At 71.6% G+C, this 18,829-nt stretch carries 16 protein-coding genes and 1 tRNA gene; 2 read left to right on the forward strand and 15 right to left on the reverse strand.

Features of this window, described 5'->3' with window-relative positions; all coding sequences use genetic code 11:
- Window positions 1-11 precede the first annotated feature (11 nt).
- The 7 genes from HP507_RS04460 to HP507_RS04490 all read right to left on the reverse strand — a co-directional run bounded on the left by HP507_RS04460 (window position 12) and on the right by HP507_RS04490 (window position 8,182).
- Window positions 12-2,456 carry a DEAD/DEAH box helicase gene (locus HP507_RS04460; RefSeq protein WP_175350642.1) on the reverse strand — a complete coding sequence of 815 codons (2,445 nt, stop codon included), beginning with the start codon at window positions 2,454-2,456 and terminating at the stop codon, window positions 12-14.
- Window positions 2,453-3,205 carry a twin-arginine translocase subunit TatC gene (tatC, locus tag HP507_RS04465; RefSeq protein WP_175350658.1) on the reverse strand — a complete coding sequence of 251 codons (753 nt, stop codon included), beginning with the start codon at window positions 3,203-3,205 and terminating at the stop codon, window positions 2,453-2,455. The genes HP507_RS04460 and tatC overlap by 4 nt, the downstream gene beginning before the upstream one ends.
- A gap of 147 nt (window positions 3,206-3,352) precedes the next feature.
- Window positions 3,353-4,324, reverse strand: a complete 972-nt coding sequence (locus tag HP507_RS04470; protein WP_175350643.1) for a helix-turn-helix transcriptional regulator — start codon at window positions 4,322-4,324, stop codon at window positions 3,353-3,355.
- Window positions 4,317-5,336, reverse strand: a complete 1,020-nt coding sequence (locus tag HP507_RS04475; protein WP_175350644.1) for a helix-turn-helix transcriptional regulator — start codon at window positions 5,334-5,336, stop codon at window positions 4,317-4,319. The genes HP507_RS04470 and HP507_RS04475 overlap by 8 nt, the downstream gene beginning before the upstream one ends.
- Window positions 5,337-5,407: 71 nt before the next feature.
- Window positions 5,408-6,337, reverse strand: a complete 930-nt coding sequence (locus HP507_RS04480) for an FKBP-type peptidyl-prolyl cis-trans isomerase (protein WP_175350645.1) — start codon at window positions 6,335-6,337, stop codon at window positions 5,408-5,410.
- Window positions 6,338-6,380: 43 nt separating this feature from the next.
- Window positions 6,381-7,475: a tRNA (adenine-N1)-methyltransferase gene (locus tag HP507_RS04485; RefSeq protein ID WP_254700926.1), complete on the reverse strand. Its 1,095-nt coding sequence runs from the start codon at window positions 7,473-7,475 to the stop codon at window positions 6,381-6,383.
- Window positions 7,472-8,182, reverse strand: a complete 711-nt coding sequence (locus tag HP507_RS04490) for an HAD family hydrolase (RefSeq protein WP_271207013.1) — start codon at window positions 8,180-8,182, stop codon at window positions 7,472-7,474. The genes HP507_RS04485 and HP507_RS04490 overlap by 4 nt, the downstream gene beginning before the upstream one ends.
- A 273-nt stretch (window positions 8,183-8,455) precedes the next feature.
- On the opposite strand from HP507_RS04490, the gene HP507_RS04495 reads away from it, so the two are divergent.
- The gene (locus tag HP507_RS04495; RefSeq protein WP_175350646.1) at window positions 8,456-9,385 is read left to right on the forward strand and encodes a proteasome assembly chaperone family protein; all 930 of its coding nucleotides are present in this window, start codon (window positions 8,456-8,458) and stop codon (window positions 9,383-9,385) included.
- 253 nt (window positions 9,386-9,638) lie between these two features.
- Here the strand turns inward: HP507_RS04495 and mshC are convergent, their stop codons facing one another.
- From mshC to HP507_RS04510, 3 genes are read right to left on the reverse strand one after another with little or no spacing between them, the layout of a single operon-like run.
- Window positions 9,639-10,883 (reverse strand): cysteine--1-D-myo-inosityl 2-amino-2-deoxy-alpha-D-glucopyranoside ligase, encoded by a 1,245-nt coding sequence (mshC, locus tag HP507_RS04500; protein WP_175350647.1) that lies wholly within the window; start codon window positions 10,881-10,883, stop codon window positions 9,639-9,641.
- Entirely contained in the window at window positions 10,880-11,710 is an 831-nt protein-coding gene (locus HP507_RS04505) for an undecaprenyl-diphosphate phosphatase (protein WP_175350648.1), read from the reverse strand. Before HP507_RS04505 ends, mshC begins: the two co-directional genes overlap by 4 nt.
- Before the next feature lie 60 nt (window positions 11,711-11,770).
- Complete coding sequence (locus tag HP507_RS04510; RefSeq protein ID WP_175350649.1) at window positions 11,771-13,087, reverse strand: M20/M25/M40 family metallo-hydrolase; 1,317 nt, start codon at window positions 13,085-13,087, stop codon at window positions 11,771-11,773.
- A gap of 171 nt (window positions 13,088-13,258) precedes the next feature.
- Here HP507_RS04510 and HP507_RS04515 point away from each other — a divergent pair.
- Window positions 13,259-13,344, forward strand: a tRNA-Leu gene (locus HP507_RS04515).
- Window positions 13,345-13,699: 355 nt separating this feature from the next.
- On the opposite strand, the gene HP507_RS04520 is transcribed toward HP507_RS04515, so the two are convergent.
- The 5 genes from HP507_RS04520 to HP507_RS04540 all read right to left on the reverse strand — a co-directional run.
- Window positions 13,700-15,028 carry an NAD(P)/FAD-dependent oxidoreductase gene (locus HP507_RS04520; protein WP_175350650.1) on the reverse strand — a complete coding sequence of 443 codons (1,329 nt, stop codon included), beginning with the start codon at window positions 15,026-15,028 and terminating at the stop codon, window positions 13,700-13,702.
- 32 nt (window positions 15,029-15,060) lie between these two features.
- A complete protein-coding gene (locus HP507_RS04525) occupies window positions 15,061-15,291 on the reverse strand; it encodes a hypothetical protein (protein WP_175350651.1) in 231 nt (76 codons plus the stop codon).
- A complete protein-coding gene (locus HP507_RS04530; protein WP_175350661.1) occupies window positions 15,288-17,087 on the reverse strand; it encodes a DEAD/DEAH box helicase in 1,800 nt (599 codons plus the stop codon). Before HP507_RS04530 ends, HP507_RS04525 begins: the two co-directional genes overlap by 4 nt.
- A gap of 140 nt (window positions 17,088-17,227) precedes the next feature.
- Window positions 17,228-18,478, reverse strand: a complete 1,251-nt coding sequence (dinB, locus tag HP507_RS04535; RefSeq protein ID WP_175350652.1) for a DNA polymerase IV — start codon at window positions 18,476-18,478, stop codon at window positions 17,228-17,230.
- Between the two features lie 37 nt (window positions 18,479-18,515).
- Window positions 18,516-18,829 (reverse strand): hypothetical protein (locus tag HP507_RS04540; RefSeq protein WP_175350653.1); only part of this gene is annotated, 314 nt, incomplete at its 5' end.

The following is an 18,829-nucleotide window of genomic DNA, read 5'->3' on the forward strand; positions in this document are numbered from 1 at the left end:
CGGGCCTCCAGTCAGACCGTCGCGTAGGCGACGATGCCGCGGCGTACCGCGTCCGTCGCCCGTCGGGCGGTCTGGGCGAGGTCCTCGTCGCCCGCGTTCCGGATCTGGTCGAGCAGGTCGATGACCTGCTTCGACCAGCGCACGAAGTCCCCCGCGGGCAGGTCGAGCGTCCGCAGCACGTCGTCGAGCGCCGAGCCCGACGCCCACCGGAACATCCCGACCGCCATCGCCGGGGTCGGCGGCTGCGACCCCGCGAGCCGGGCGTCGCGCTCGATGTCGTCGAGGCGCGCCCAGATGGTGAGCGTGTCGTCGAGGGCCGGTCGGAACGCGCCGCGGGGCAGGGCGTGCTCGGTGCCGGGCGCGTCCTCGCGACGGGGCTGGTACACGATCGTGGCCGCCATCGCGGCGAGTTGCGCGGGGGTGAGGTCCTTCCAGACCCCGGCCTCGAGGCACTCGGCGACGAGCAGGTCCCGCTCGCCGTAGATCCGCTGCAGCCGCCGACCGCCGGCCGCGACGGTGGCCTCGCCGTTGCCGGTGTCGACCAGGTACCCGAGCTGCAGGAGCACGTCCGTCACCCGGTCGAAGGTCGTGGCGACCGCGCCCGTGCGCGAGCGGATCTGCTGCACCAGCTTGTCGTTGGCACGCTTCAGCTTGTACCAGCGCTCGGACCAGCGGGCGTGGGCTTCACGGTCGGGGCAGGCGTGGCAGGGGTGGCGCTGCATGCGGCGGCGGACGTCGGTGATGGCCGCCTGGCGTTCGGCGCGGGCACCGTGCGAGGCCTCCCGCCCGCCGGGCACGTTCGTCCGTTCGAGGTCGGAGAGCTCACGACGGAGCGCCGCGTACTCGGTGAAGTCGCCGAGGTGGCACTGCATCGCCTGCCGGTACCCGTCGAGGGACTCCTGCTGCGACCGCACCTTGCGTGCGAGGTCGACCACCGAGCGGTCCGCCTGGAACTGCGCGAACGACGTCTCGAGGACCTCGCGCGTCCGCTGCCGGCCGAACTGCTCGATGAGGTTCACGGCCATGTTGTAGGTCGGCTTGAACGACGAGTTGAGCGGGTACGTCCGCCGGCTCGCCAACGACGCCACTGCTTGCGGGTCGAGCCCGTCGGACCACTGGATGACCGAGTGGCCCTCGACGTCGATGCCGCGACGTCCAGCACGACCGGTGAGCTGCGTGTACTCCCCCGGCGTGATCGGCACCCGGGCCTCGCCGTTGAACTTCTCGAGCTTCTCGAGCACGACCGTCCGCGCCGGCATGTTCACACCGAGCGCCAGGGTCTCCGTCGCGAACACGACCTTCAGGAGCTTGCGCTGGAAGAGGTCTTCCACGACCTCCTTGAACGCGGGCAGGAGCCCGGCGTGGTGCGCGGCGACACCCCGTTCGAGCCCCTCGAGCCACTCCCAGTACCCGAGCACGGCAAGGTCCTCGTCGAGCAGCGTGCGGCAGTGGTACTCGGCGGTCTCGCGGATCTCGTTGCGCTCGTCACTCGTGGTGAGCGACAGACCGGACCGCAGCACGTTGCGGACACCCTGGTCGCACCCGGCGCGGCTGAACACGAAGAAGATCGCCGGCAGCAGCATCCGCTCGTCGAGCATGTGCGCGATCCGCTCGCGGTGGAGCTTCTCGGTGCGCGGGCCGCGACGCTCCGGGTAGCCGCCGCGACCACGCCGTCCTCGGTGCCCGCCGCCGTGCCGCTCGCTGCGGGACGCTCCGCCGACGAGCCGCAGCAGTTCGGGGTTCACCCGGTTCGTCGCCGCCGCGCCGCTCGAGTCGAACAGGTCGACCATCTTCGACCCGACGAGCACGTGCTGTTCGAGCGGCACCGGACGGTCCTCGGACACGATGACGTCGGTGTCGCCCCGGACCGTCTGCAGCCAGTCGCCGAACTCCTCGGCGTTGGACACCGTCGCGCTGAGGGACACCAGGCGGACCTCGGTCGGGAGGTGCAGGATGACCTCTTCCCACACCGCCCCACGGAACCGGTCGGCGAGGTAGTGCACCTCGTCGAGGACCACCCAGGCGAGGTCGTCCAGCAGGTCGGAGTCCGCGTAGATCATGTTGCGGAGCACCTCGGTCGTCATCACGACCACCCGGGCGCGCGGGTTCACGTTCGTGTCGCCGGTGAGGAGCCCGACCTCGGAGTCGCCGTACACGTCCACCAGCTCGGCGTACTTCTGGTTGCTGAGCGCCTTCATCGGCGTCGTGTAGAACACCTTCGCCGTCGGCTGCCGCATCGCCAGCCAGATCGCGAACTCGGCCACGATCGTCTTGCCGGCCCCCGTCGGCGCGGCCACGAGCACGCTGCGGCCCTGGTCGAGGGCGTCGCACGCGGCGAGCTGGAAGGGGTCGAGGTCGAACCGCAGGTCGGCGCGGAAGAGTTCGAGGTTCCGGGAGCGGTTCCGGACCTTCGCCGCCCGGAACCGCTCGGCGGCGCTCGGCTCGGCGGAGGTCACAGCCCGTACTCTTCGTCGAGCTTCGCCTGGCGCTTCGCCGTCCCTCGGTCGTGGAACCACGCGACCGCGCACGCCGCGACGTACAGCACGATCATCGGAACGGCGAGCAGGAACATCGAGATGATGTCGGCGCTCGGCGTGACGATCGCACAGAACACCAGGATGCAGAGGATCGCCACGCGCCAGGACCTGATGATCGACGACGCCGACAGCACGCCGACGAAGTTGAGGAGCACGAGGAACACCGGCAGCACGAACGCGATGCCGACGGCCACGATGAGCTTGATGACGAAGTCGTAGTACGCCTTCGCATCGACGATCGAGGTGTCCTGCGACGACACGAAGCTGCCGAGGATGCCCACCACGTGCGGCAGGATGTACCACCCGAACCAGCAGCCCGCGAAGAACAGCGGGATCGCGGTACCGAGGAACCCGAACACGTACTGCTTCTCGCGCCGGACGAGCGCCGGGACGATGAACGCCCAGATCTGGTACAGCCAGACCGGACTCGAGATGACGACGCCGATCGTGATCGCGATCTGCAGCCGCAGGTCGAACGCGCCGGTGATCATCGGGAAGTTCAGCTCCGCCGTGTGGCCGCCGACCTTCGCGAGCTCGGCCACGGGGGAACGCAGCGAATCGAGCACGAACGGCGTGAGGAACCATCCGCCGACCGCGCAGACCGCCACCGCGATGACGGCCTTGAACAGGCGATTGCGCAGCTCGATGAGGTGCTGCCCGAGCGACATGCGGCCCTCGGTGTCCTTCGTCGGACGTCCGGTCCGCCTCGCTCGCCCGCGCGCGGTCGTCGAAGCCATGTGGATGATCCTACGGGACCGGGACGGACACTGGAGGCGCGGGGCGGGCCCGCACCGCGCCTCCCGTCCGTCGCACGCTCAGTCGGCGGCGAGGGCCGCCGCGGCGAACTCGCGGACGGCCGCGCGCGCTGCCGGCGGGTCGAGCACCACGGCGCGCCCCGGCAGACCGGCCACCAGTCGGACGACGCCGTCGAAGCCGTTCGAGGCGGCGAGGCGGATGCGCACCCGACCGTCGCCGTCCGGGGCATCCGCGGTGTCGGCGAGGAAGTCGGCCACGAGGGGCAGCGACGAGGAGTCGAGCTCGACCGTGACGATGACGTCCTCGGCGGCCTGCTGGAACAGCGTGTCCGGGATCACCACGTCGTCGATCGACTTCTCCGCCGCACGCTCGTCGACCCGCACGCCGGACATCCGGTCGAGCCGGAAGGTCCGGAGTGCCTGACGGTCGAGGTCCCACGCGCGGAGGTACCAGTCGGTGTCGATCGACTCCACGCGCAAGGGATCGACGCGACGGGTGCCGCCCTGGGTACGGGGGCCGGCGTACTCGAACGCCAGCCCGCGGCCGTCGGCCATCGCGCGGCGGATCGTCGCGAGGGCGACGTCGTGCAGGTCCTGCCCGACCGCCACGTTCGTCGCCGCTCCCCCGGCACCGCGTGACAGCTTGGCCATGAGCGCACGGATGGCGTCGCGGTCGGCGGCCTCGGGCAACGCCGACAGGTACTGCAGGCCGGCGATGAGGGCCGATGCCTCACGGGCGGAGAGCCGTGGGGAGTCGTCGATCGCCACGAGGTTGGTCAGGACGATCATGTCGTTCTGCTCGAAGTCGTCCCAGGCGATGTCGAAGAGGTCCCCGTGCTGGTACTGCATGGTCTCGCCGGGGACGCCGGACACCGCGATGAGCTCGACGGCTCGGCGGATCCGGGCCTCGGGGACGCCGAAGTGGCGAGCGGCCTCGGCCACGGAGACGCGCTCCCGGTCGATGAGGTACGGCACGAGGGCGAGCAGGAACGCGAGCTTGTCCTGCGCCTGGAGCGGTTGCTGCTCAGCCACGGGCATCCCCTTCGTGATCGGCGACCAGGGCACGCAGACGCTCCGTCACGCGGTCCCGGAGGTCGTCCGGCTCGAGGACCCGGACCTCGGGACCGAAGGCCGCGAGCTCTTCCGCGAGGATCTGCGGGTCGACGTGGTGGAGCACGAGCACACCGTCCTCGTCCGTCTCGGTGTCCCGCCGACGAGCGAGCCGGCGCTCGGCGTCCGACCCCGGCGCGACCCCGATGCGAGCGGTCCTGGCCGCCCAGATCCGCTCGAGCTCGGCCAGGGCACGTTCCCCTGCTCCCGCGGGGGCCGGGTGCTGCCCCACCTCGTACTGGGCGACGGGACCGACGATCCGCGACAGCAGGTAGTTCTTGTCGGTACCGCTCGCGAACTCGTGCGCGGCGAGCATCCACCTGCCGCCGTGCTGGACGAGCGCGAGCGGGGCGACCTCACGCCGACGGGGCTCGTGCTGCCCCGGGGTGATGTAGTCGAACCGCACCGCCGCGGCACGGTCGAGCGCTGCACGGAGCGGCTCGAACGCCACGTCGCGAGCGCGCAGCCGCGGTGCGTACGCGTCGACACCGAGGGAGCCTGCGCCGTCGTCCTCCGATCCGGCCGAACGCACCTTCAGCAGGCCGCGGCGGGAGTCCGCGGACAGTGCGCCCTCGCGCCAGGCCATGGCCGCGAGCGACAGCAGCGCGGATTCGTCCGGGGTGAAGCGGACGTCCACGGGCAGGTCGTACTCGCCCTTGGGGATCCGGTACCGGAGCGTCTGGTTGTTGCCCGCCGCTCCCGGTGTCTCGATCGTCTCGAGCGGGATGCCGAGCTCGCGGACGTCGTCCTTGTCGCGCTCGAACTGACGCTCGAGCGAGGCGTTGTCACCGCCGTTCGTGAACCGCTGGCGGTACCCCTGCACGTTCGCGAGGATCTCGGACTTCGTCAGGCCGGACTCCGTCGAGAGCAGCGCGAGCACCAGGCTGAACAGCCGTTCCTCGGCAGGCACACGGGGCACACGGGTCGCTGGCACGAGCCGATCCTACGGCAGCGCGGGTGCACCGGAGTGCACCCGCGCTGCGGTCCGTGGATGGTCGGACGAGGTCAGCTCGACATCTTTCCGAGGACGTCGATCACGTACGCGTACGCGGTGCCCTGCTGGTGCACGATCGCGAGGACCTGGTCGCCGACGCGGTGGCCGAGGATGGCGTTCCGGACGCCTTCCTGCACCTGTCCCTTGGTCAACGGGACGGTCTGTGCGCCCGAGCCGTCGGTCCAGCTGGAACCGGCGACGGAAGCGTCGGTGCCCTCGGTGCCCCACGTGACAGCCGTGTACTTGATGACGGCGGTGTCCTTCGCGGTCAGCTCGGCGCCGTGCCCCTTGCGGAGCAGGTGCGTCTCGTCCGAGGAGGGCGCGTTCCACGACGGGATCGTGATGCCGGGCGCTCCGGACGGCGCGAGCACCACGGCTGGCATCCGGTCGCCGGCGAGCTGCGGTGTGCCGGTCGCGCGGGAGTCGAAGGCGCGCTTGACGTCGATCACGGCGACGGCGGCGTCCTCGGTCTTCTTCGAGGACGTCCCGGTGTCGCCCGTCGTCGAGGAGCTCAGCGCGCTCTTCGGGAGCGCGACGGCCAGGCGGTCCCCGACGTGCGCGCACTCGAGCGACGCCCCGAGCGCGCCGTAGTTGTCCGCGCCGGCGGTGATCGGGGCGGTCTGCCCGGAGTAGCCGCTGGTCTGCGCGACCTTCCCGGTGGCGCCGTCGACCAGGGTGTACTCGATCAGCACGGGTGTGCCGTCCTCGATCTCGCGCCCCGCGCCCTGCTTCAACACGGAGACCTGCGTGCCCTTCGTGGTGAGGCCGCTCGGGACGTTCACCTTCGGCTCCTTGCCGAACGAACCGGTCGCGGTCACCGCCTCGGACGCGGCGCCCGGGGCGGCGCAGCTCGACGGCGTGGTGCCGGCTCCGCTGGCCGCGCAGCCGGTGAGTGCTGCGGCGAGGCCGATGGTGACCAGGAGTGCGGGGATGGTGCGCACGGACCCTCTTTCCGTTCGATGCAGGACGGGCACGCTGCGTAGCCTACCGGTCGTCCTCAGCAGGCCCGTCCGCGCCCTCGGGGGCTTCCCCCGCGGACGCGCCGGCCTCTGCTGCTGCCACCTTGCGGGCCTGGGCCGCCGCCTGCCGCGCCACCTTGCGGAGCTTCTTGTCGCTGGCGGACCGCTCGCCCACAGCGCCCGGCGTCCAGGCCTCGATGTCCTCGTCGGAGAACTCCGCCTTGCCTGCGCGACGCTTCAGGTTGGGCGGCACGACGCCGTCGGCGAGACGGCGTGCGGTGACGAGGAAGCCCGTGTGCCCGACCATGCGGTGGTCCGGGCGGACGGCGAGCCCCTCCACGTGCCAGGTGCGGACGAGGGTCTCGCTCGACTGCGGGTCGGTGAAGCGCCCGGTGTCCCGGAGCGCCTCGGCCGTGCGGGACAGCTGCGTGACGGTCGCGACGTAGCAGACGATGAGGCCACCGGGCACGAGGGCATCAGCCGCGGCGTCGACGCACTCCCACGGGGCCAGCATGTCCAGCACCACCCGGTCGATGCTCTGCGGCTCGGTCGCGTCCGGCAGCTCCTCGACCAGGTCGCCGACGGTCACCGACCAGTTGTCCGGCACGGCCCCGAGGAAGGTGCCGACGTTGCCCCGGGCGATCGCCGCGAACTCCTCGCGGCGCTCGAAGGACTGCAGCTGTCCGGTCGGACCGATGGCGCGCAGCAGGAAGAGCGAGAGCGCCCCGGAGCCGACACCGGCCTCGACCACGCGGGCGCCCGGGAAGACGTCCGCGAAGGCGACGATCTGGGCGGCGTCCTTCGGGTAGACGATCGCCGCGCCGCGCGGCATCGACATGACGTAGTCGTTGAGGAGGGGCCGCAGCGCGAGGTACTCGTCACCCGTGGTCGCTCGGATCACCGAGCCGTCCGGCTGCCCGATCACGTCGTCGTGCCGGAGCACGCCGCGGTGGGTGTGGTACTCGCCGGCGACCTCGAGGGAGAGCGTCGTGAGCTTGCCCTTCGGACCGGTCAGCTGCACGCGGTCCCCGGCGCGGAACGGTCCGCGCGGCGGGGTGTGCGGTGCGCCACCGGCAGTGTGCGGGAGCGCGTCGGTGGCGTTGGGGAGCGCGTCGGTCATCGTGCGACCTCCTGGGTGCGGGCCGCGAGGGCCGGGCCGGTCAGCTCGAGGAGACGGTCGACGTCGACGTCCGCGAGGGTGGTCAGGTGCACGTCGCCACCGGTGATCTCCGACAGCGGCACGATGTGCTCGACGGCCACCGTCACCGCGCCGGACGCGACGGCCGAGGCGACCCCGGTCGCGGAGTCCTCGATCGCGACGCAGGCGGTGGGATCCACGCCGAGCTGGGCGGCGGCGGACAGGTAGGCATCCGGGTAGGGCTTCGGGCGATCGACGTCGTCACCGGCGACGACGACCCGGAAACCGCGCTCCCCGAGGGCCTCGGCCGCGACGAGCGCCATCTTCCGGCGGGACATCGTGACGAGGGCGGTCGGGATGCCGCGGGCGTGCAGTCCCTCGATGAGCTCGCGTGCGCCCGGACGCCACGGCAGCTCGCCGCCGCGCAGACGCTCCATCACGTAGCCGGTCATCCACTGGACGATCTCCTCGACCTCCATGTCGACGCCCTTGTCGCGGAGGATCTCCCCCAAGCGCTCGAGCCCGCTGCCCACCAGGGACAGCCCGTCCTCGTGCGTCCAGACGGCGCCGTACCGGTCGGTCAGCTCGACCTGGGACTGCTGCCAGATCGGCTCGGTGTCGATGATCGTGCCGTCCATGTCCCACAGCACGGCTGCGGGCGGGACGAGGGCGGGGGGATGCGCGGTCACGGGCCACGAGTCTACCGGGGCGGTCCCGCCCGGTCCCGCCCGTACCGCCCGTCGCGCCCCGGGGCGTACCGCCCGTCGCGCCCCGGGGCGTACCGCCCGTCGCGCCCCGGGGCGCTCCGCCCCGCCCGCGTTCCGCCCCGCCAGCGTTCCGCTCAGCGCGGACGGGCGGGCGCGAGGAGCGCCCACGGCCCTATCCTTGTTGCCTGAATCGTGTCCGGCCGTGCGCGGTCCGAACCCGCTCACGCCCCGCTCCACCACCAGGAGGTCCCGTCCGTGCCACAGCACTCCCCCTTCAGCGACGGCCGGCTGCTCGTCGTCGCGTTCGAGGGCTGGAACGACGCCGGAGAAGCGGCGAGCGGTCTCGCCAGGCGAATCGTCGAGTCGCTCGACCTCGACGAGCTCAGGGAACTCGACGGTGAGCGGTACGTCGACTACCAGTTCAACCGGCCCAACGTCGGCTCCGACGAGAACGGCGTCCGCGGTGTCCAGTGGCCCCGCATCGTCCTGCACGGCCCCGGCGCCGAGGGCCGCCCCGTGATCGGCGCCACGGGCTCGCCGTCCGAGCGGGAAGTCTTCGTGCTGGTCGGCCCCGAGCCGTCCCGCACGTGGCGGGGCTTCTGCGCGGAGATCATCGACCTCGCGGACGTGTACTCGATCGACGCCGTCGTGTTCGTCGGCGCGATGCTCGCCGACGTGCCGCACACCCGCCCGATCTCGGTGTTCGTGTCGAGCGAGAACGCCGGCGTGCGAGCCGCGTTCGAAGTGGACCGTTCCTCGTACGAGGGTCCCACCGGCATCCTCGGGGTCCTCGCCGACGCGATGGACAAGGCCGGACTGACCACGCTCTCCCTCTGGGCCTCGGTTCCGCACTACGTGCACAACTCGCCGTCCCCGAAGGCCACCCTCTCGCTGCTCGACAAGATCGAGGAGCTCACCGACGTCACCGTCCCGCGGGGCAGCCTGCTCGACGACGCGACCGAGTGGGAGGAGGGCATCGACGCCCTCGCCGCTGACGACGAGGACATGGCGTCCTACATCGGGCAGCTCGAGCAGGCGCGTGACACGGTCGACTCCCCCGAGGCGTCCGGTGACGCCATCGCGCAGGAGTTCGAGCAGTACCTGCGGCGCCGGGAGCGCAAGGACGGCAAGGACGGTGGGACCGCCGGCGGCGAGGGGTTCCGTCCCCCGCAGCCCCCGCAGTAGACGGGGACACACCGACTGCCTGGAGGCGCGGCGCCGGCTGGCACCGCGCCTCCCGTCCGTTCCGGGGTGCGCCGGGCGCGGCGCGCTCCCCGGGTTCCGAAATCTCGGCATCTCGCGCACGCCTGCGCGGCTCCGTCGAACCTCGGCGACGCGCGGACGGCGTGTCGCGGAACCCGAGCGACTGCTCCCGCGCGTGCCGCGCGTGCCGCGCGTGCCGCGCTGGCTCCCTGGCGCGGCACGCGCTCGTCGCGCGTCAGCCCAGGCGGAGGCCGAGCAGGGCGTCGACCAGGTCGACGAGCTCCGGCGTGACCGCGGTACCGCCGGCGATCGCGGTGTCGACCGCCGCGACCGCCCCCGGCGTGTCGAGGTCGTCCGCGACGCGCGCCCGGACCCGGGCCGTCACCTCGGCGGCGTCATCGGCGTGACCGGCCGAGGCACCGGACGCCCACGCGTCCCACGTCGCCAGCCGGGTCGTCGCGCTGGTGAGCTCGGCGTCGAACCACTCCCAGTCGTCGGAGTACTTGTGCGAGAGCAGCGCCAGCCGGATCGCCCGCGGGTCCGCGCCGTCGTCGAGCAGCCCTCGCACGGTGACGAGGTTGCCGAGCGACTTCGAGATCTTCTCGCCCTGGTAGGCGATCATCCCGGTGTGCACGAAGGCGTTCGCGAGCGGCTGGTGCGCCAGGGCCGCCGCGTGGCCGGCACTCATCTCGTGGTGCGGGAAGATCAGGTCACTGCCACCGCCCTGCACGCTGATCGGCAGGCCGAGGCGGTCACCGGCGATGACGCTGCACTCGATGTGCCAGCCCGGTCGCCCAGGACCGACGGCGGTGTCCCAGCTCGGCTCGCCCTCGCGCGCGGCGCGCCAGAGCAGCGGGTCGAGCGGATCACGCTTGCCGGCCCGGTCCGGGTCGCCACCGCGCTCGGCGGAGAGCGCGAGCATCGTCTCGCGGTCGAGGCGGCTCTCGTCGCCGAGGGCCCAGGCCTCGGTCGGACGGTTCACGTCGAAGTAGAGGTCGTCCCCCTCGGACTCGGGCGTCGGGACCTCGTACGCGTACCCGGTCTCCTGCAGGAACGCGACGGCCTCGGCGACACGCTCGACCTCGTCCGTGACGGCGACGTAGTCGTCCGGCGGCAGGATGCGGAGGGCCTCCATGTCGCGGCGGAACAGGTCGATCTGCGACGCGGCGAGCTCACGCCAGTCGACGCCGTCACGGGTCGCCCGCTCGAGCAACGGGTCGTCGACGTCGGTGACGTTCTGCGCGTACTCGACCTCGAGCCCGGCGTCACGCCACACCCGGCCGAGGGTGTCGAACGCCAGGTACGTCGCGGCGTGCCCGAGGTGGGTGGCGTCGTACGGGGTGATGCCGCACACGTACAGCGCGGCACGCTCCTCACCGCCCGTGGGGTCGACGGGCTTGCCGGCGGCCGTGTCGTGCACGACGGGTCGGGGCGCAGAACCGGGGACTTCGGGGACGGACGGGGCCTGCCAGGCCCTCACGGCTGGATCACTCCGAGCGACAACAACACGAGGAGAACGATACCGAGTGCGATCCGGTAGACGACGAAGGGCAGGAAGCTGCGCTTGCTGATGTAGTTCATGAAGGCCGCGATCACGACGAAGCCGACGACGAAGGCCACGACCGTCGCGACGACGGTGTCGACGACGCCGAACGGCGCGCCCGTGTCGCCGAGGCTCGTCGCGGCCTCGTACAACCCCGACAGGAACACCGCGGGGACCGCGAGCAGGAACGCGAACCGGGCCGCGGCCGGTCGGGTGTAGCCGAGCGCGAGGCCCATCGACACCGTCGCCCCGGACCGCGAGACACCCGGTACCAGCGCGAGCATCTGCGCGAGGCCGATCAGGATGCCGCCGCCGAACGTCATGTGCTCGATGCGCCGGACCTTCCTACCGACGACGTCGAGCACGCCGAGCACGATGCCGAACACGATGAGGACGATCGCCACGATCCAGAGCGACCGGAAGGTGGTCTCGATCGAGTCCTTGAGCAGCAGCCCGGCGATGCCGATCGGGATCGTGCCGAGGATCACGAGCCATCCGAGACGCGCATCCGGGTCGTTCCGCGGCACGGTCTTCCCCGACAGGGACCGGAACCACCGGCCGACGATCCGGGTGATGTCCCGCCAGAAGTAGATGAGCACGGCGGTCTCGGTGCCGAGTTGGGTGACCGCGGTGAAGGCCGCCCCGGGGTCCTGCGCGTCGGGCAGGAACAGCCCCACGATCCGGAGGTGGGCGCTCGACGAGACGGGCAGGAACTCGGTGAGCCCCTGGACGAAGCCGAGGAAGATCGCCTCGAGGATGTGCATCGCGCGGGCCTTTCGGGGAGGACTGTCAGAACACCGCCACAACGGCGACCATGCACAATATCAGTACGTGGCGAGCAGGTCCCCGAGGACTCGCCGACCGAACGCCAGCGAGTCGAGCGGCACGCGCTCGTCCACGCCGTGGAACATCGCCGGGAAGTCCACCCCGGCCGGGAGCTGCAGCGGCACGAAGCCGTACCCGGCGATCCCGAGCGTCGACAGCGCCTTGTTGTCCGTCCCGCCGGAGAGCAGGTACGGCAGCACCGGAGCACCCGGGTCGTGCCGCCCCAGGACGTCCCGCACGGCGTCGACCAGCGGGCCGCCGAAGTCCTGCTCCAGGCCGACGTCGCGGAACGACATCACGACCTCGACGTCGTCGCCCGCGAGCTCCCGCACGCGTGCGAGCACCGCTTCCTCATCGCCCGGGAGGCACCGGATGTCCACGAGCGCCTCGGCCGAGTCCGGGATGACGTTGTGCTTGTAGCCGGCGGTCAGCAGCGTCGGGTTCGACGTCGTGTGCAGCGCCGCGTGGATGAACCGCGAGGCCGAGCCGGTCGCCAGCGCCACCTCGTCCGGGCCCGTCACCGTCGGGTCCACCCCGAGGAACCGCGCGACCTCGGCGACCATGGCGTCGGTCGTCGCCGACAGTCGCACCGGCCACTCCTCGCTGCCGATCCGGGCGACCGCGGCCGCGAGCTTCGTCACGGCGTTGTCGCGGATGACGTGCGACCCGTGGGCCGCCGTGCCCTTCGCGACGAGCTTGATCCACATCAGGGCCTTCTCGCCCGTCTGCAGCAGGTACGCGCGACGGTCGCCGAGCGTGATGGAGTACCCACCGACCTCGCTGATCGCCGCGGTCGCGCCGGCGAAGACCTCCGGGTGGTGCTCGACGACGTGGTGCGAGCCGAGGACTCCCCCTGCCTCTTCGTCGGCGAAGTACGCGATCACCAGGTCACGCTCCGGAGCGCCCTGCTGCTCGATGACGTCCGACAGCGACGTCAGCATCATCGCGTCCATGTTCTTCATGTCGACCGCACCGCGGCCCCAGAGCATGCCGTCCTTCACCTCGCCGCCGAACGGGTCCACCGACCAGTTCGCCGGGTCCGCCGGGACGACGTCGAGGTGCCCGTGCACGACCAGCGCCGGCTTGTCCCGGTTGCGCCCCGGCACCCGCGCCACGACGCTCACCCGGTCCGGCTCCGACTCGAACAGCTGCGGCTCGAGCCCCAGCGCGCGGAGCTTCGCCTCGACGTAGTGCGCCGCCTCGGTCTCGCCGCGGGACTTCCCCTCGCCCCAGTTCGTCGTGTCGATGCGGATGAGGTCGCGAGCGATCGCCGCCGTGGCCTCGAGGTCGGTCGGGGTCGCCTCCGGGTTCGTCATGCCCCCACGCTATCGGTCGGCACCGACCCCGCCGGAGCCCTCGACTCCGCGGGACGCGCCCGGGATGCGCAGCCGTGTTCATCGAGCGTTCAGAGCCGTGCTAGTGTCTTCTCTCGGCAGGAACGCCGGGGAAACAGCCCGGAACGACGGCCGACAAGTGAAGAAACACCTGTCCGGGTGGCGGAATTGGTAGACGCGCTAGCTTGAGGTGCTAGTGCCCGTATTAGGGCGTGGGGGTTCAAGTCCCCCCTCGGACACGCGAAATGGATGCCCCCTGGCCTTGCGGCCCGGGGGCATTTCGCGTTCGTCCCTCCCGGCGAGTGCCGCCGTCGCTTTCGCTCGGGGCGCCTTCCGCGGGCCGTTGCGACACCACGCCAGTCGATCGACGCGTGGAACGTCGGGACATGCACATGCAATGCGTGCGTGCGCATCGAGCGACACCGCCCGTGTCGATCGACGCGCACGGTGTCGGAAGACGCGCGCGCTCGACGGGCGGCGCGCGCACGACGGGCAGCGTGCGCACGACGGGCAGCGTGCGTGCGCGCGACCACGGACGGACTGGAGGCGCGGTGCCAGCCGGCACCGCGCCTCCAGTCCGTCAGGAACGCGCGTCTAGGACTTGGTGACCTCGACGAAGGCCCGACGCGGGTCCGTCTCCTTGATCAGCGAGGTCGCGTCGCGACCCGACACGGCACCGGTCACCCAGCCGATGACAATGCGGGCCTTCCGGTTCAGGGTCGGCATCGCGTACACGTGGTACGCACGGTGCGCGAGCCACGCCAGCAGGTTCGTCATCTTGATGCCCTTGATGTTCGCGGCACCCTTGGCGACACCGTACGAGGCGACGGTGCCGATCGACGGGTGGCGGTACTCCTCGAGCGGCTTGCCCGTGATCGTCGCGACCACGTTGTCCGCGGCCACCACGGCCTGACGGACGGCGTTCTGCGCGTTCGGCGGGTAGTACGCCGGCTGCTTGTCCGCGGTGAGGTCGGGGACCTGCGCGACGTCACCGAGCCCCCAGACGCCGGGGACGACCTCGTGGGTCTCCTCGTTCTCCACCTGGAGCTTCGCGTTTGCAGCAAGGTGCCCCTTCGGGCCGCGCGGCAGGTCGGACGCGTCGAGGAGCGGGTTCGGCTTCACGCCGGCCGTCCAAACGATGAGACCGGAGGCGAACTCGTCACCGTCGGACAACTTCACGACGCCGCCCTCACAGCTGGGCATCGTGGTCTTCAGACGGACGTCGATGCCACGGGCGCGGAGGGACTCGAGGGTCCACTTCGACAGGTCCGGGCCGACCTCCGGAGCGACGCGGTCGAGCGCGTCGATCAGGACCCAGCGCGGGTGCTCCCCCGCCAGCGACGGGTACGTCTTGATGGCAGCCTGCGACACGTCGAACAGCTCGCCGATCGCCTCGACGCCGGTGTAGCCGCCGCCGATGAAGATGCTCGTGAGCAGACGGCGACGCTCGTCCTCGTCACGGGTGGCAGCGGCCTTCGCGATGTTGTCGAGGAGCTTCGCACGGACGTACGCCGCTTCCTCGACGCTCTTGAAGCCGACCCCGTACTCCTCGAGCCCGGGCGTCGGGAACGTGCGGGTGACCGAACCGAGGGCGACGACGAGCTGGTCGTAGCCGAGCGTGCGGTCGTCGCCGCCGGCAGTCGCGATCGAGACGGTCTTGTCGGCCGAGGAGATGCCCGTGACCTTGCCCTGGATCACGCGGGTCTTCCGGAGCGCACGACGCAGTTCGACCGTGACGTCCCTGGGGGCGATGTGGCCGCCGGCGACCTCGGGCAGGAACGGCAGGTACGTGTAGTAGGTGTTCTGATCCACCAGCGTGATGCGCATCGGAACGGTCGCCGCGTGCTTCTGCAGCTGCTTGACGGTGGTGTAGCCAGCGGAGCCGCCGCCGAGGACGAGGACGTGAGGGATGGAGTCTGCCATTCCCCCGGTCTACCGGACTTTGCCTTGGTGTGTCATGAGGCCGCGCCGCGACGCGACCCGTTCTGCGGCCGGTCACGGAGTCGCCACCACGCGGTCTCGGCGAGTTCGACGCCCATGAACACCCCGTACGGCGTGCGACGGGACTCGGTCAGCGAGAACCGACGCAGTCGGTAGCCGCCTCCGAAGCGGTCGATGATCGCCTCGGGAGAGGACTCCGCGTCCCGCTTGACGTACCAGGTGCGCTCGTCGACGGGCTCGATCACCGGCGTCCGCCGATCCGGGAGCGCAGCACGTCGATGCGCTTCTGGATCTGCTCGATGCTCGCCTGCGCCACCGCCGGCCCACCGCTGATCCGCCGGAGTTCGGCGTGGATCGCACCGTGCGGCTCGTTCGAGTGCCGGGACCAGATCGACACGAGCCGGTGCAGCTCGGACCGCTGCTCCTTGATCGTCTGGTACATCGGGCGGTCCTGGGGCGCGGACGTCTTGGGGAGCCCGTCCTTCGGCGTGCGACCCTTGGCGCGCTTCGCCTGCGACGCCTGCCGAGCACGGAGCAGGTCGCGCACCTGATCGGGTTCGAGCAGGCCCGGGATGCCGATGAAGTCGAGCTCCTCGAGCGAACCGACCTCTCCCCCGGTGCCGAACTCGCCGCCGTCGTAGAGCACCCGGTCGAAGGACGCCTGCGAGTCGAGCGCCTCGAACGGCTGCACCTCGAGCAGGCTCTCGGACGCGCGGTCCTCCTTGTTGGCCTCGGCGACCATCGCGTCTTCCGGGTTGTACATCCCGTCGTCGGCGTCCTTCGGGCGGTCGAGGGCGTGGTCGCGCTCGAGCTCGAGCGACGCCGCGAGGGCCATCAGCCCGGGCACGCTCGGGAGGAACACCGAAGCCGTCTCGCCGCGGCGCCGAGCGCGGACGAAGCGACCGATCACCTGCGCGAAGAACAGCGGCGTGCTGGCGCTCGTGGCGTAGACCCCGACGCAGAGCCGCGGGACGTCGACGCCTTCGGACACCATGCGCACGGCGACCATCCAGCGCGAGGTGTCCTCGGCGAACGCCTGGATCCGACTGGAGGCCGCGGCTTCGTCGGAGAGCACCACGGTGGGCCGCTCGCCGGTGATCTGCTGGAGGATCCGGGCGTAGGCGCGCGCCGTGGTGGTGTCCGTGGCGATGACGAGCCCACCGGCGTCCGGGACGCCACGACGGACCTCGGTCAGTCGCTTGTCCGCAGCCGAGAGAACCGCGGGCATCCACTCGCCCTCGGGTGAGAGCGCCGTGCGCCACGCCTGCGCGGTGATGTCCTTCGTCACCTGTTCGCCGAGGGACGCCGACATCTCGTCGCCCATGCGGGTCTTCCACCGCATCTGCCCGGCGTACGCCATGAACAGCACCGGCCGGACGACGCCGTCCTTGAGTGCCCGACCGTACCCGTAGTTGTAGTCGGAGATCGAGGTGCGGATGCCCTGCTCGTCCGGGGCGTACTGCACGAACGGGATCGGTGCCGTGTCCGACCGGAACGGGGTACCGGACAAGGAGAGGCGCCTGGTGGCCTTTGAGAAGGCCTCCCTGATGCCGTCGCCCCAGGTCAGTGCGTCGCCGCCGTGGTGGACCTCGTCGAGGATGACGAGCGTCTTGCCGCCGGCCGTGATCCGCTGGTGGACCTCGGGGTTCATGCCGACCTGGGCGTACGTGATCGCCACGCCCTGGTAGTGCCGGCCGAACATGCCGTCGCCGTTCTTGAACATCGGGTCGATGCGGATGCCGACGCGGTCCGCCGAGTCCGCCCACTGCCGCTTGAGGTGCTCGGTCGGGGCGACGACGACGATCCGGTCGACGGTGCCGCGGGCGAGGAGCTCGGTGGCGAGGCGGAGCGCGAACGTGGTCTTGCCGGCGCCCGGGGTCGCCGCGGCGAGGAAGTCGCGCGGTTCCGTCTCGAAGTACTTCGTCAGCGCTTCGACCTGCCAGGCGCGGAGCTTCGACGCGGTCCCCCAGGCAGCGCGGTCCGGGAACGCCGGCGAGAGGTGCTGCACCGCCGAGTTGCCCGCCGCCTCGGCCGCGGCCACGGCGTCGTCGTGGGCTGCGGCAGCGGAGCCGTCGGGGTCGCCTGCGTGCGCCGCGGTGTCGTCCCACAGCGCCGCGGGCTGCTCCCCTGCCCCTGGCTGATCGGTGTACTCGGCTGCGCTCACTTCAGACGATTCTACCGTCACCCTTCGTCCTGCCGAGCGTGCGGAACGTGTCCCTCGGGCGCGCCGCGGACCAGCGATGCCGGCCGGAGCACGCCGGCGCCGAAGCGGGCGGCGACGGCGTCGATCGTGGTCTCGGTCTCACGCCACGGCGCGTCGTCGTCCCAGAGCGCGTTGCTCGCCGCGGCAGGCACGAGGTTCTCGCCGCGGACTCCGATGAGCCGGATCCGGTTGCCCGGCCGGTGCAGCACGTCGTAGAGCTCGACGGCTTCGCGGTGCAGGCGCTTCGCGACGTCGGTGGGCTCGGCGAGGGTGCGCGAACGGGTCAGGGTGGTGAAGTCGGTGTAGCGGACCTTGAGCGCCACGGTCCGCGCCTGCACGTCGGCACGCCGCAGCCGCACGGCGACCTTGTCGGCGAGGCGCAGGAGTTCCCGGGCGACGTCGTCGCGTTCGGTGAGGTCGCGGCCGAAGGTCACCTCGTGCCCGATGGACTTCTCGCCCACCGCGCTCTCGACGACACGCGGGTCACGACCCCACGCGAGGTCGTGCAGGCGCTGCCCGCCGGCCGGCCCGAGCGCGGACACGAGGGAGCCGAGGGGTGTCGTCGCGAGGTCGCCCACCGTCCGGATGCCACGGCGTTCGAGGGTCTCCTGCGTCGTGCCGCCGACGCCCCACAGCGCGGACACCGGCTGCGGGTGCAGGAACGCCACGGTGTCGGACGCGGGCACCACGAGCAGGCCGTCCGGCTTCGCCCGGCTCGACGCGAGCTTCGCGACGAACTTCGTCGACGCGGCGCCGACCGAGCAGTGCAGCCCGGTCTCGGCGAGGACCGCCGCTCGGATCGCCCGGCCGATCTCCCACGGGGTGCCGTACAGGCGGATCGCCCCGGCGACGTCGAGGAACGCCTCGTCGATGCCGAGCCGCTCGACGCGCGGGGTGAAGCGGTCGAACACGGCCATCACGGCGGCGGACTTGTCGCGGTACTTCTCGAAGTGCGGTTCGACGATGATCGCGGCCGGGCAGCGACGCTTCGCCACGGCCATCGGCATGGCGGAGTTCACGCCGTACTTGCGGGCTTCGTAGGTGGCCGCGGTGACGACCGAGCGGTCCGAGTCGTGCCCGACGATGACCGGCAGCCCGCGGAGATCCGGTCGGTCGAGCAGCTCCACCGAGGCGAAGAAGGCGTCCATGTCGACGTGCAGCACGGTGGCGGTCACGTCGTCGACGGGTGCGTCGGACACCAGCCGGTTGCGTCCGTCCTGCTTGCTCACGCTGCGATGATGCCAGCAGCCGCCGACATCCCGGCGCTCAGCGCGCGCTCGTGGGGGTCGAGCGGGACGCGGCCTCCCCCAGGACGGTCGCGCGCTGCCGGTCGGCGAGCAGTGCGAGCGCCTCGTCGATCCGCCCGAGCGTGTGGGCGGCGGTCTCGACGGCGCGTTCGTCCGGACGTCCGGAGGCGTCGGCGACGGCGTCGTCGAGCAGGTCGCCGACCCGCGACCAGACCACCGTTCCGGCCGAGGGGCGCGGCCCGGCCACGATGCCGTCGGCCAGGTGCTGGATGGACGCCGCGAGGCGGTCGGCCGCACCCCGCAGGGAGGCGGGCGGGTCCTGCGGGGCCGCAC

Origin of the sequence: Curtobacterium pusillum (assembly GCF_013359865.1) — a bacterium.
GTDB lineage: Bacteria > Actinomycetota > Actinomycetes > Actinomycetales > Microbacteriaceae > Curtobacterium > Curtobacterium pusillum.